We start from the raw sequence: 14,332 nt of genomic DNA on the forward strand, positions 1-14,332 counted from the left end.
TTTTTCTGGCTCTTTTTATTTTTTACTTAAAGTAGGAGGGGATTTTTAGAAAGCGTTGTCAATGGAGTATGGTGCACGTCCACGCTAATGGAGGGGCTGGTGAATTGGTTGGCTAAAGAGAAAAAGGAGTTACAAAAGGATTTAAAAACTCGGCATATAACAATGATTTCGATTGGCGGGGTTATCGGGGGCGGTTTGTTTGTAGGAAGTGGAACGATTATTCAATCGACGGGTCCAGCAGCGATTTTGTCCTATATTATTGGCGCTTTAATGGTTGTGCTCGTGATGCGGATGTTAGGAGAGATGGCAGCGGAAAATCCTGATAGCGGTTCTTTCGCAACGTATGCGAATAAAGCAATTGGGCCGTGGGCAGGGTATACGATTGGGTGGTTATATTGGTTTAATTGGGTCATTATTATCGCGATTGAAGCGGTGCTTTTAGGCGTGATGATTAACAATTGGTTCCCTTCAGTTCCAGCATGGATCGCGAGTTTATGTATGGTTCTTTTAATGACGATGACGAATGTATATTCAGTAAAATTGTACGGTGAGTTTGAATATTGGTTAGCGTTTATTAAAGTTATTGCGATTGTTGCGTTTTTAATTTTAGGAGTTTCAATGTTCTTTGGTCTTGTTCCAGGGGTGGATAGACCGAGTCTTTCTGTTATTACGGAGCACGGTGGTTTCTTCCCAAATGGAATTGTCCCTGTCTTACTGAGCGTTGTGTTTATTTCTTTCTCTTTATCGGGAAGCGAAGTAGCAGCGATTGCAGCCGGGGAATCGGAAAATCCAGAGAAGAATGTTATACGAGCTATTAATAGTGTTGTATGGCGCCTAATGCTTTTCTTCGTAGGTTCGGTAACGATTTTAGTTATGTTTATTCCGTGGACGGATAAGGAGTTATTAAAACTTCCGTATGCAAGTTTATTTAATATGGCAGGAGTACCTGCAGCCGCAGAAATTATGAATGGTGTTGTCTTTTTATCACTACTTTCCGTTATGAATTCAGGTATATATACGAGTTCGCGTATGTTATTTTCACTTGCTAAAAAAGGCGATGCTCCGGCTAGTTTTTCACGATTAAATAGTAGAGGGACGCCGGTTGTAGCGATCTATGCAAGTATCGTATTTGCATTTATTTGTGCGATGTTGAAATTTATATCTCCGGATAAACTGTTCGCATTTTTAGCGAATAGTTCAGGCGGGGTAACGATGCTTATGTATATGTTCGTTGCCGTTTCACATGTCAAGTTAAGGCGAGAAAGGGAAAGAGAAGGGGCTGGAAAGCTGAAAGTGAAAATGTGGTTATTCCCTTATCTCACATATGCAACGCTTTTAATGATTGTCACGATATTTGCTTCACAGGCGTTTATAGAAGATATGCGTATGCAGTTTTACATGACATTACTAGCTACGATCCTAGTAATAATAAGTTATTTTCTAAGAGTTAGAAAGTTAGATAAGCAAAAGTTGAATGATTTTACGATTATAAAAGATTCGGAAGTTAGTTTAGAAGAAAAATAAGAAAAGGGGTATGTACCATGTTAAAAGAGAAGAAGGATATTACAACTACAAAATCTAGCATATTACATGAAAGAAGAAAAAATGCGGTGCCAGAAGGGCCTTACAATATTACAGAGTTGTATGTGCAATCAGCAAAAGGCGCGATTATTACGGATGTAGATGGTAATGAATTAATCGACTTTGCGGGCGGAATTGGTATGCAAAACGTCGGGCATTGTCATCCGAAAGTAGTAAAGGCGATTCAAGATCAAGTGGAATCTTCTATTCATAGTTGTTTTCATGTAGCGCCGTATGAAAGTTATATTACACTGGCGGAAAGACTGAATGAGTTAACGCCAGGTGATTTTAAGAAAAAAACGATGTTTGCGAATAGCGGAGCTGAAGCAGTAGAAAATGCGGTGAAGATTGCTAGAAAAGCAACTGGAAGAAGCGCGATCGTTTCGTTTGAGCGTGCATATCATGGGCGTACACTTTTGACGATGTCACTTACAAGTAAAGTGAAACCGTACAAGCATGGATTTGGGCCGTTTGCATCAGAAGTATATAAATTACCATATCCATACTATTACCGTGCTGACGAAGGGCTAACACAAGAAGAAGTAGACGCGCAAATTTTAGCGTATTTCGAACGCTTTATGTTAGAGGAAGTAGCAAGTGATAATATCGCTGCAATTATTTTGGAACCGCTTCAAGGAGAAGGTGGATTTATCGTTCCGACGACTACATTCATGCAAGGTGTCCGAAATATTTGTGATAAGTATGGAATCATTATGATTGCGGATGAAATTCAAACTGGTTTCGCTCGTACGGGCAGCTTATTTGCAATGGATCATTTCGGCGTAGCTCCAGATTTAATGACTTTCTCAAAATCAATCGCTGCTGGAATGCCGCTTAGCGCAATAACAGGAAGAGCGGATTTAATGGATGCACCTGGACCAGGTCAATTAGGTGGTACTTTCTCAGGAAGTCCGGCTGCTTGCGCGGCTGCATTAGCTGTTTTAGATGTAATCGAAGAAGAGAATTTAGTGAAGCGCGCTGTAGAAATTGGCGAGCGTATGATGGAAGTGTTTAATAGCTGGAAAGAGAAATATGAACTAGTTGGTGATGTCAGGGGCCTTGGTGCTATGACGGCAATTGAGCTTGTAAAAAATAAAGAGACGAAAGAGCCAGCAGCGGAAGAAGTTAAAGCAATTATGAAGGAAACGCATAGTAAAGGGGTCATTACGATAAGCGCCGGTATTTATAGTAACGTACTTCGATTCTTACCGCCTCTTGTTATAACAGATGAACAGCTTGAAGAAGGGCTTACTATTTTAGAAGCTGCTATTGCGAAACTATCAAAATAAAAATGGTGGGGGCAGGGGAATGAAGTTTTTCAATTATATAAACGGTGAGTGGAGAGAGCCTTCCACGAATGCATATGTGAAAAATTATAATCCGCATAACGGGGAAGTGTTAGGTGAATTCCCGTTTAGTTCAGTAGAAGATACACGAGTTGCAATTGCATCAGCGAAAGAGGCTTTTCATAAATGGCAAAAGTTATCGTTTCAAGAGAGAGCAAGTTATTTATGGAAAGCGGCAGCTATTTTAAAAGAAAAGGTAAATGAAGTTGGCCGGGATGTAACGAATGAAGAAGGAAAGACGATTGCAGAAGGAATAGGAGAGACGAAGCGAGCAATTAGCATTCTTGAATATTATGCCGGGGAAGCAAATCAGCCGATTGGAGAGATTATCCCGTCTGCTAATGAAAGTACAATGCTCTATAGTAAACGTGTGGCAGTAGGACCAGTCGGATTAATTACGCCGTGGAACTTTCCAATTGCGATTCCGGCATGGAAAATGGCGCCGGCACTTATTTACGGAAATACGATTGTCATTAAGCCGGCTGAAGTTACACCAAAATCGGTGTACCATCTCGTGAATGCTTTTCATGAGGCTGGCATTCCGGCGGGCGTTATAAATTGTGTATTCGGCAAAGGCTCTGAAGTTGGAGCAGAATTAACGGGAAACCCTGATATAAAAGCGGTATCTTTTACGGGTTCTAATCACGTTGGAAATATCATTCAGAAAGCAGCTGTTGAAACTAGGAAAAAAGTCCAATTAGAAATGGGCGGGAAAAATCCGTTAGTTGTATTAAAGGATGCTGATATTGAAAAGGCGGTAAATATTGCGATAAAAGGTGCGTTTATGTCAACGGGGCAAAAATGTACCGCAACAAGTAGAGTAATAGTCGAAGAGGAAATTTATGAAGCGTTCCGTAATCGACTATTGCAGCGCACTGAAGCTCTTACAGTTGGGAACCCGTTAGAACCTAATACATTCATGGGCCCATGTGTCTCAAAGGGGCAGCAGCAATCTGTTCTATCGATGATTGAAGTAGGAAAAGGAGAGGCTTCCTTACTGTATGGAGGTAGCGTGCCGGACGAAGCTGAACTGCAGCGAGGATGTTATGTTTTACCGACTATTTTTGAAAATGTAGATGTAGATGCACGCATTGCAAAAGAAGAGATTTTCGGTCCAGTTATATGTTTATTTAAAGTGAATAGTTATGGAGAAGCAGTTTCTTTAGCGAATGATACAGAATACGGACTAAGTGCATCGATTTGTACAAATAATTTAAGTTTATCGCAAAGGTTTATTGATGATATGGAAGTTGGAATGGTTCATGTGAATTCAGAAACTGCAGGAGCAGAACCACAAGTTCCGTTTGGTGGAATGAAAAACTCTAGTGCTGGACCGCGTGAACAAGGAAAAGCAGCGAAAGAATTTTACACGAGAATAAAGACAGTATACGTAGATCAAGTATAAACACTAAAAAACATAGTAACGGAGGATGAAATATGCGTAAAGGGACATTTTTTATGGCAGGACATTCGAGACTTCCGAAAGGGATGGCTGTTCGCAGTATGTACGAAACATTAACGATTACAATTGAGGCAGATCATAAATATCACGTCATTATTGAAGCGTCATGTACGCTTGCGACAGAGCATGGTAGGGACTTCGTCGCTCAAATGTTGAGAGGACATAGTTTGCAAGATGGTATTGAAGAAATCGTTCAAGATATTATGGACCATTATCAAGGAAAAGCGCAAAATGCCATTGTCAGTGCGGTAAAAGATTTGCATCGCCAATATGTAAGTTATTTAAATGATGAACAGCTAGAAGGAGAGTACGAGGAAACAACACCATAAAAACTGTCTAGTTTATCCCGCATGAACGCGCAGTAAGATCTCCACAGATCAACTGCCCGTAAATGCCCGATTGGTGAAACTAATGATCAGTGGGATGAACTAAGTCCCCACTGATCAAAGTTTCACTTTATATCGCCATAAACGAGAGCCAGTTGTATTTCCGTTAACGGGATACAACTGGCTTATTTTATTGAGGAGGCAAGAACTATGAAAAAGTTAAATGAAGTTCAAGTTGTAAAACAAGAGACGAAAAAAAGAGGGTGTGCTGAAAGTAAGGGTATTTGTAAAATGTGTAAAGTTTGTCGAGAAAATAATAAAAAACGAATTGACAGTTAGAATATTTCGAATTATTATTTAATTAATAAGATCCATACGAGAAATTAGCCTTCTCTATATCCGATCTTTCTTTCCTGTTTTACAAATATTTTCATACAAACTGTCTATTATTATTGTACTTTAAGAGATTAAAGAACATTCGTAATTATGAGCCAGTTGTACGTTTCTACGATTTTATGTCGTGGTATGCGTATGACTGGCTTTTTCGTTATTAGGACAGTAAGACCGAATCTCAGCATAAGAAGATAAGGATAACTGTCTGTAAAAAGCGTCAATACGTTCTTCATATTTAAATTAGGGAGGAATTGAAATGTCGATTATTACAGAACAAAATGCGAAGATGAAATTTGCAAAAAAATATGAGGGGTATGAAATTGCTCCTCATCCAGAGCATAAACGTTTATATCATATTACGCTAAACCAGCAATTGCTTAAGCAGTTCTTTGAAGAGGTAAAAGAGCATTCAGAGCAGTCACTGCAATACATTCCTTATTCTCGGTTTAATCTTGCGGATGGAATGAGAAAGATTTTTGGGCAATCATTTATGGATAACATTCGCGGCATTATTCATGACCGTGAAACGGGCGGATTTACAATTGGGGTGCAAGGTGAAACGGCAGATCCAGCAGACTACGTTAAATTTGCAACAGCATTAACACATTTAATCGGGGAGCCAAACTTTGATGCAATGACAGGAACGTATTATGCTAGATTTAATGTAAAAGATACAGATAGTAGTGATTCTTACCTTCGTCAAGCGTACCGATTGTTTACTCTTCATACGGACGGTACATTCGTTGATGAGCCGACAGATTGGCTTCTGATGATGAAAATTGAAGAGCAAAATGCAGTAGGCGGAGAATCTCGTTTACTACATTTAGACGATTGGGAAGATCTTCAGAAATTTAGAGATCATTCACTCGCATCTGTTAAAATTACGTATAAAGCACCACCAAGTAAAAATTCGCAAGAAATCGTTTATCGTGAAACGTTTTTTGATGTAAATAACGCACCGTGTATTTGCTTTATTGATCAGTTCGCTTATCCAGATAATATTGAACAAGCAAACTATTTGAAAGACTTATCATATTCTGTTGAAAATTCACCAGCAACACATGCATTGAAATTACCAATTGGGGACTTAGTTCTTTTAAACAACTTATTTTGGATGCACGGAAGAGCTGCATTTGAGAAAAATAAAGATTTATATAGAGAACTAATGCGTCAACGTGGTTGTTTTTCTAAATAAGTTTGTACGGCGGGTCTTAAAAAAGGCCTGCCTTTCATCATATTAAGGGGGAAGTAGGATGTATGACTTTATAATTATTGGCGGAGGAATTGTTGGCCTTTCAACTGGAATGGCTTTAACGAAAAAATTCCCTCGTGCGAAAATCGCGATCATTGAAAAAGAAAAGGAACTTGCACATCATCAAACTGGACATAATAGCGGAGTAATTCATTCTGGAATTTATTATAAACCAGGGAGTTATAAAGCGAAGTTTGCCAAAGAAGGAAACGCAGCTATGGTTCAATTTTGTAAAGAAAATGACATCGCTTATGACATGTGCGGAAAAGTAATTGTCGCTACAGAAAAAGAAGAACTTCCTCTTTTACATAACTTATATGAAAGAGGCTTACAAAACGATTTACGTATTGAAAAAATAGATAAGGAAGAATTAGCTGAAATTGAACCTCATGTAAAAGGACTTGGGGCAATCCGTGTTCCTTCTTGCGGGATTGCTGATTATAAAGGAGTAAGTTATGCATTTGCCCGTTTGATTCAAGAAAGCGGAGGAGAAGTACATTTAGGAACAGCCGCAGAGCGTATTACTGAGAAGAAAGACGCCGTAACAATTGAGACAAACAAAGGCGTATTCAAAGCGAACTTCCTCATTAACTGCGCTGGATTACATAGCGATCGTATCGCGAAAAAGACAGGCATATTAACGGATATGAAAATCGTTCCGTTTCGTGGTGAATATTATGAACTTGTTCCAGAAAAACGTCATCTCGTAAAACATTTAATCTATCCAGTCCCAAATCCAGAATTCCCGTTTTTAGGTGTTCATTTCACAAGAATGATAAACGGAGACGTACATGCAGGACCGAACGCAGTATTAAGCTTTAAGCGAGAAGGTTATACGAAAACAGACTTTGATATTAAAGATTTCATGGAAACAATGACATACACAGGCTTCTGGAAAATGGCAATGCCAAATATGAAAGAAGGCATAAAAGAAATGGTGCGTTCATTTAGTAAACAATCATTCCTGAAAAGCTTACAGCGCTTAATACCAGAACTGACAGAAAAAGATATCGTGCCAACTCATGCAGGTGTAAGGGCACAAGCTATTTTATCAAACGGAAATATGGTTGATGACTTCTGCATTATCCCTGGCATCAATTCTCTGCACATTTGTAATGCGCCATCTCCAGCTGCAACGGCTAGTATAAAGATTGGTGAGGAGATTGCTAAGCAAGTACCGGATGTTGTGGCGGTTAGGGTTTGATGGGTAATGGGTCCCCCGGGTTTCGGGGGATTTTTTTGTTTTTCAGTTATTCGGCGGGGGCCGGTCGTGGGATTGGTTGGTGGTTATTAGGTGCAAAAGCGCGAAGTTTGTCGGTAAGTCGATATGTTGTGTCGAAACGTCGATATATTCGGAGTTGTGGTCGATATAATTGAATAATCGCTGATATATTTTTGCGGAGTGTGGTATTGGTTATAGGTTAATGGACAGCGACTGTCTACTGTATAAAAAAGTAGACAGTCGTGTGTATTTTTCAAAAAATGTATACAGATTTATCCCGCTATTCGCTGGGCGGTAAGACCCCCACCTCAAAATTCAGCGAAAGCAAAGAAGTTAGGTGGGGGCCTTACTGCCCGTAAAATCCCGATTGGTGAGGACTGATTAAAGTTTCATTTTATACTCTATGCGTTGGCATGATATTTGCAATGAAAATAGTATTAACATATAGGGGAGAGATAGAAATGAAGGTTAGTAAAATATACACAACAATTGATGCGCACGTAGCTGGGGAACCGCTTCGAATTATTACGGGCGGCGTGCCAGAAATAAAGGGAGAAACGCAGCTAGAAAGACGTGCATACTGTATGGAACATTTGGATCATCTTCGCGAAATTCTTATGTACGAACCGAGAGGCCATCACGGCATGTACGGTTGTATCATTACACCGCCTGCAAGTGCTCACGCTGATTTTGGCGTACTATTTATGCACAATGAAGGCTGGAGTACGATGTGCGGTCACGGGATTATTGCTGTTATTACAGTAGGAATTGAAACAGGTATGTTTGAAGCGACAGGTGAAAAACAGAAGTTCATTATTGATAGTCCTGCTGGGGAAGTCATTGCGTACGCAAAATTTAATGGTAGCGAGGTAGAATCCGTATCGTTTGAAAATGTTCCTTCATTTGTATACAAAAAAGACGTTCCTATTAAAATAGATAACTATGAATTTCAAGTAGATATCGCGTTTGGCGGAGCATTTTATGCTGTAGTGGATAGTAAAGAGTTTGGTTTGAAAGTTGATTTCAAAGACTTACCTGCTATTCAAACGTGGGGCGGTAAAATTAAACATTATATTGAGAGCCAAATGGAAGTTAAGCATCCACTTGAAGAAGGGTTAAAAGGAATATACGGTGTTATTTTTTCAGATGAACCGAAAGGAAAAGACGCTAGCTTACGAAATGTAACGATCTTCGCTGACGGGCAAGTAGACCGTTCCCCTTGTGGCACAGGAACTTCCGCAAGAATCGCAACCCTTTTTGAAAAAGATGCCTTACAAAAAGGAGAGATTTTCATCCACGAATGCATTACTGACGGCCAATTTGAAGGAGAAGTATTATCTTTAACAGAGGTAGATAAATATGAAGCAGTCGTTCCGAAAGTAACGGGGAATGCGTTTATTACAGGATTCCATCAGTTCGTTGTAGACCCGAGAGATGTGTTGAATCGGGGGTTTTTAATAGGATAAAAGGGGGATAAACAAATATGCTAGTCATAAGCGCGAACGAGCAAAAAAACTTAGTAAATATGAATGAAGTCATTGAATACGCGGCGCTTGCTTTAAAAGAATTTTCAGCAGAAAGAACGATCACACCAATTCGCGGCTCATTACCATTTGCGAGCGAGCAAAATACCGCATTAATTATGCCTTCGGTAGCGGAAGGACTGGAAGCTCTTGGTTTAAAAGTAGTAACAGTAGTCCCGCAAAACAAAAAGATAGGAAAGAAAACGATAAACGGAATTGTAATGCTATCAGACTTTCAAACAGGAGAACCACTCGCACTTTTAGAAGGTTCCTATTTAACGATGATCCGAACAGGCGCCTTATCAGGAGTAGCGACAAAACATTTAGCTCGTCATAACGCAAAAACTTTATGTATCATCGGCACCGGTGAACAGGCGAAAGGAATTGCAGAAGCTGTATTCACGGTTAGAGATATTGAAAAAGTAATTTTATACAACCGAACGGAAGAAAAAGCCTATGCATTCGCGCAATATATACAAGAGAAATTCAGCAAACCGGCCTACGTTTACACAAATCCAAATGAAGCAATAAGCGAAGCGGACATCATCGTCACAACTACGAATGCATCTACACCAGTCTTCTCAGAAAAACTACAAAAAGGCGTCCACATAAACGCCGTCGGTTCATTTAGACCGAGCATGCAAGAACTACCATCTCACGCCATCACAAGCTCAAACAAAGTAGTAGTCGAATCAAAAGAAGCAGCATTAGAAGAAACAGGTGATCTTCTAGTGCCAATAAAAGAAGGTTTATTTAAAACTAGCGACATCCACGCTGAACTTGGTCAAATTATAAGCGGGGAAAAAGCTGGTAGAGAGAACGATGAAGAGATTACCGTTTTCAAATCGGTAGGTTTAGCGGTAGTAGATATTATCGTTGCGAAGTATTTGTATGAGAAAGCGGTGGAGCGTGGGATTGGGAATAGGATTGAGTTTTGAGAGGATGAGTGTGCTAGAATTTATAATTAGATCCTCTTGATAAAAATTAAATTGATATTATGTTGGAACATGTGAACCCTATGCAGATATCAAATCATTAATTCAATTGGCGTATGAAAAAAGTTGCACCTCTAACAATTAGAGGTGCAACTTTTTTTACCATTCCCGCCATTCTTCTGTTATGTCTTCTTCGGATTCTAATCCAGCTATTCGTGCTGCTGTATCGATAAATTCATAGAGATCTTCTCTTTCCATTGTTTCGATAAAATAGTCATGTTCGTCATTTAATTCATTTATGTTAACAACGACTTCTTTAACGACTTGCATTATTTCGACTTCGGTTGGATTCTCACCCAATTGCTCTAAATTGTTAATGTAAGTGTCGAGAACTTTATTTGTTGCACTTATATTTTCTTCAGTGAAAAACTCCCCATCTTCATCATTCTCAATCCATGGGGTTGTTGGTTTGTTTTTTTTCAATTCATCAAATGTCATGATAACCTCCTAAAAATGTTTTTTATCTTTAATCCCATTCTACATTTTCGATCATATATAACAACCATTTCAGAGGAATTTCTTGTAGGCTGCTAGTTTTTTAACTCATTTTGCGAGGCTACCTTTTCGTGGTCTTTTTATTTTACCCTCCGCATAAATATAGTTTATCGCAAGGATTCATTGATAGATGTCAAACTTTCTACCTTTGCGAAAAAGTTTGACAATACATACGGGTAGTGGTAATTTAAAACCTATAAGAAAACTCGGTATTAATTCCGAGTTTTCTTATAGGTGTAAATAGTTGAGAGGGGTCGAAACATGAAGAAGAAGTTGTTTGCATTACCATTTGTCCTACTATTACTTATTGCATTAGCGGCTTGCTCAGGAGAGAAAGATTCTTCGAAGCAAGCGAACACTAGTAAATCAGGGACTCCGAAAGATGGAGGGACGTTAACAGTTGGTGTTAGCGACAATCCCGATACGATGAATCCGCTTTATGCGAATGATCGTGTGTCGTTAACGATACAGCAAGCTTTATATGCACCGCTGTATCATATGGAAGACGGTAAGAAAAAGTTTGTTCTTGCTGAGAGCTTTACGCCTTCAGAAGATCAATTAACATGGACTTTAAAACTAAAAGATAATTTGAAATGGCATGATGGTAAGAAAATTACATCAGACGATATTGTATTTACATTCCAATCTATTTTAGATGAGAAGCAAAATAGTTCAAGCCGTGAAAACTTTATTTTTAAAGGAAAGCCGCTTGAGGTGAAAAAAGTGGATGAGCTAACGACTCAATTCGTATTACCACAAGTAAGTGCATCTTTCGAAGGGGTTATGAACGATTTCTTCCCAATTCCGAAACATGTATTTGAAGGTGAAGCAGATTTAGTGAAGAGTAAGAAAAACTTACAACCTGTTGGATCAGGTCCATTTAAATTAAAAGAATTTAAATCAGATGAATATGTTGCGTTAGAGCGATTTGATGATTATTTTGCTGGTAAAGCGAAATTAGATTCTATCGTGTACCGCGTTGTAAAAGACCGTAATACAGCAAATGTTTCACTTCAAAATGGTCAAATTAATATGAAGATGATCGAACCGCAAGACTTTAAGAAATTAGATAGCACTGGGAACTTCTCAATGGTGACTTTCCCTGAAGGTAGATTATTCTACTTAGCTTATAACTTTAATACAGACCTTATGAAGAAAAAAGAAGTGCGCCAAGCAATTGCGCATGCATTAGATAAGAAAGAAATGATTAACTCAGCGTTCGTTTCTAGTCAATTTGCGGAACCGGCAAATTCAATCTTAACACCAGACGCTATGTATTATGCGAAAGATATTAAAGAGTATAAGTATGATCAAAAAGAAGCGAAAGATTTATTAGCAAAAGCTGGTGTAAAAGATAAAGAAAAAATACGTGTTATGTATGTAACGAATAATAAAATTATGGAAAGCTTAGCGCTATATACACAGCAAAAATTACAAGAAGTTGGTTTACAAGTTGAACTGAATGCATTAGATGCTAGTGCGGCAAGTGAAAAAGGCTTGGATAAAGAGAATAAAGAATATGACATTACATTTGGTGGTTACATAATGGGACCAGAGCCAGATTCATATAAGAGCTTATTCTTAAGCAATGCAGAATACAATTATGCACGTTATAAAAATGCTGACTTCGATAAGTTATGGGAAGAAGCTGCAGTTGAAACAGATAAAACGAAACGCGCAGAGCTATACCATAAAATTCAAGATACAGCGAGAGAAGACTTACCGTATCTTCCAATCGCATATCCGAAAGCAGTTATTGCAGTAGATAAAAAGTTTGATGGATTAAAAGAAGCAAAAGCAATTCCAGTCACAATGTTTGAAGATCTATCGAAGATTTATGAAGTGAAATAAGAAACTGTAAAGAAGCTGGTGGAAATCAGCTTCTTTATCTTGAGGGGGGAAGTTTGTGTATAAAGTAATTGCAAAGAGGCTTTTAAATGCAATTCCGCTTTTATTTGTTATTTCTATTATTTCTTTTCTATTAATAAAACTAGCGCCGGGCGATCCCGTTCGAAACTTTGTAACGCCGAATATGAGTCCAATTGATGTCGAGCGTATTCGCAAAAGTTTAGGACTAGATCAACCGATTTACGTGCAATATATTTTATGGCTAAAAAATATTTTAACAGGGAATTTTGGATACTCACTTCAAAATCACCGCCCTGTTTTGGAACTTATTACAGAAAGATTACCCGCAACAATTGGGTTAATGGGATCATCTTTACTCGTCTCATTTGTAATCGCAATCCCGCTTGGACTATTTACAGGTGTGAAAAAGAATTCTATCTTTGATCGCATCGTGAACTTTATCTCCTATGTGGGAATCTCAATGCCAGTCTTTTGGTTTGCTTTACTATTAATCTACCTATTCTCTTTAAAGTTAAATCTACTTCCGAGTATGGGTATGCGCACAGTTGGTCAAGATTCCTTCTGGGATATTGTCCAGCACGGCATTTTACCTTGCATGGTGCTAGCGTTCCAAAACGTCTCTGTTTATATGAGATATATTCGTTCAAGTACCATCCAGCAATTAGAAGAAGATTACGTACAAATTCAATATGCGTACGGCGCTTCAAAGAAAACAGTTTTATTTAATCACGTACTTCGAAATGTATTAATACCAATCATTACAATTTTCGGATTATCCATTCCAAGTTTAGTAGGCGGAGCGTTCATTACGGAAACAGTATTCTCATGGCCGGGACTTGGTTCACTCGGGGTGAATGCTATTTTTAGATTTGATTATCCAATTATTATGGCAATCACATTATTATCATCGTTCATGTTAATTCTCGGTAATTTAATTGCTGATATTTTATATGGCGTAGTAGATCCGCGCATTCGAATGAGGGGGTGATTTGGAATGAATAATAGGAGATTTCAAACGATAAAAAGTAGTTTTACAAAAAATAAGTTTGTACTAATGGGAGTTATTATACTTAGTGTTTTAACAATAGCGTCTCTTTTCGCATTCATATCACCATATGATCCTAGCAAAATGTCGATTCCAGATCGTTTACAAGAACCGAGTATGAGTCATCCGTTCGGTACAGACGATTACGGAAGGGATTACTTAACGAGAGCGTTATATGGCGGAAGAGTTTCGCTTGCTGTTGGTTTTCTAGCGATGGTTGTTTCTATTACAATCGGCACGGCAGTTGGAACAATTAGCGGATATTTTGGCGGAAAGTTAGACAACTTCTTAATGCGAGTTGTTGAAGTTTTAATGTCAATTCCTTCATTCTTTTTAATGTTGTTATTAAATGCGTATTTAAAACCAGGAATTACAACGCTTGTTCTTATTATCGGACTATTAACGTGGATGGACACCGCGCGTATCGTAAGGGCAGAAACGTTATCTGTAAAAGAGCGTGAGTACGTTTTATATGCAAAAGTATCCGGACAAAAATCATTGATGATTATTGTAAGACACATCATTCCTAATATTTTATCGACCATTATTATCGCAGCGACATTAACAATTGCGTCATCGATTTTAATGGAATCATCACTTAGCTTCTTAGGATTAGGTATTCGTGAACCAGATTCTTCTTGGGGCAGCATGCTTAACAATGCGCAAGGATATATCGGCGAAGCCTGGTATTTAACACTCTTCCCAGGGTTCCTTATTCTATTAACAGTGTTGAGTTTTAACGTAATTGGTGAAGCGCTTAAGAAAGCTTTCGCACCAAAAGGGGCCGGACATGAAAACTAAGTCGTTAAGCGAGAGGAGTGAG

General features: G+C 38.6%; 13 protein-coding genes. 12 read left to right on the forward strand and 1 reads right to left on the reverse strand.

The annotated features are described in order from the left end of the window. Positions 1-99: 99 nt before the first annotated feature. The 9 genes from LUS72_RS04590 (at position 100) to LUS72_RS04630 (ending at position 10,043) form a co-directional block, all read left to right on the forward strand. Positions 100-1,524, forward strand: coding sequence for an amino acid permease (locus LUS72_RS04590; protein WP_097829828.1), 1,425 nt, complete (start codon positions 100-102; stop codon positions 1,522-1,524). A 17-nt stretch (positions 1,525-1,541) separates the two neighbouring features. Then, positions 1,542-2,870, forward strand: a complete 1,329-nt coding sequence (gene gabT / locus LUS72_RS04595) for a 4-aminobutyrate--2-oxoglutarate transaminase (RefSeq protein ID WP_071747960.1) — start codon at positions 1,542-1,544, stop codon at positions 2,868-2,870. 19 nt (positions 2,871-2,889) lie between these two features. Then, on the forward strand, positions 2,890-4,332 hold the full coding sequence (locus LUS72_RS04600; RefSeq protein ID WP_097829829.1) for an aldehyde dehydrogenase family protein: 1,443 nt from the start codon (positions 2,890-2,892) through the stop codon (positions 4,330-4,332). 32 nt (positions 4,333-4,364) lie between these two features. Further along, entirely contained in the window at positions 4,365-4,718 is a 354-nt protein-coding gene (locus LUS72_RS04605; protein WP_001225454.1) for a DUF3870 domain-containing protein, read from the forward strand. Between the two features lie 207 nt (positions 4,719-4,925). Further along, positions 4,926-5,054 (forward strand): hypothetical protein, encoded by a 129-nt coding sequence (locus tag LUS72_RS04610; RefSeq protein ID WP_002159095.1) that lies wholly within the window; start codon positions 4,926-4,928, stop codon positions 5,052-5,054. 310 nt (positions 5,055-5,364) lie between these two features. Next, positions 5,365-6,303: a glutarate dioxygenase GlaH gene (gene glaH, locus LUS72_RS04615; RefSeq protein ID WP_097829830.1), complete on the forward strand. Its 939-nt coding sequence runs from the start codon at positions 5,365-5,367 to the stop codon at positions 6,301-6,303. 58 nt (positions 6,304-6,361) lie between these two features. Continuing rightward, positions 6,362-7,564, forward strand: coding sequence for an L-2-hydroxyglutarate oxidase (gene lhgO, locus LUS72_RS04620; protein WP_264448620.1), 1,203 nt, complete (start codon positions 6,362-6,364; stop codon positions 7,562-7,564). Between the two features lie 479 nt (positions 7,565-8,043). Further along, positions 8,044-9,048, forward strand: a complete 1,005-nt coding sequence (locus tag LUS72_RS04625) for a proline racemase family protein (protein WP_097829832.1) — start codon at positions 8,044-8,046, stop codon at positions 9,046-9,048. Positions 9,049-9,065: 17 nt separating this feature from the next. After that, on the forward strand, positions 9,066-10,043 hold the full coding sequence (locus tag LUS72_RS04630; RefSeq protein WP_098361653.1) for an ornithine cyclodeaminase family protein: 978 nt from the start codon (positions 9,066-9,068) through the stop codon (positions 10,041-10,043). A 156-nt stretch (positions 10,044-10,199) separates the two neighbouring features. On the opposite strand, the gene LUS72_RS04635 is transcribed toward LUS72_RS04630, so the two are convergent. After that, positions 10,200-10,538, reverse strand: a complete 339-nt coding sequence (locus LUS72_RS04635; RefSeq protein ID WP_071747949.1) for a hypothetical protein — start codon at positions 10,536-10,538, stop codon at positions 10,200-10,202. Positions 10,539-10,856: 318 nt separating this feature from the next. On the opposite strand from LUS72_RS04635, the gene LUS72_RS04640 reads away from it, so the two are divergent. Genes LUS72_RS04640 through LUS72_RS04650 form a run of 3 tightly spaced genes read left to right on the forward strand, consistent with a single transcriptional unit; the run spans position 10,857 to position 14,310 of the window. Continuing rightward, positions 10,857-12,446 carry an ABC transporter substrate-binding protein gene (locus LUS72_RS04640; protein ID WP_097829834.1) on the forward strand — a complete coding sequence of 530 codons (1,590 nt, stop codon included), beginning with the start codon at positions 10,857-10,859 and terminating at the stop codon, positions 12,444-12,446. Between the two features lie 55 nt (positions 12,447-12,501). Continuing rightward, entirely contained in the window at positions 12,502-13,452 is a 951-nt protein-coding gene (locus LUS72_RS04645; protein WP_097829835.1) for an ABC transporter permease, read from the forward strand. A gap of 6 nt (positions 13,453-13,458) precedes the next feature. Beyond that, the gene (locus tag LUS72_RS04650) at positions 13,459-14,310 is read left to right on the forward strand and encodes an ABC transporter permease (protein ID WP_097829836.1); all 852 of its coding nucleotides are present in this window, start codon (positions 13,459-13,461) and stop codon (positions 14,308-14,310) included. Positions 14,311-14,332: the final 22 nt, after the last annotated feature.

This window comes from Bacillus cereus (assembly GCF_025917685.1).
In the GTDB taxonomy this organism is placed as follows: Bacteria; Bacillota; Bacilli; order Bacillales; family Bacillaceae_G; genus Bacillus_A; species Bacillus_A cereus_AT.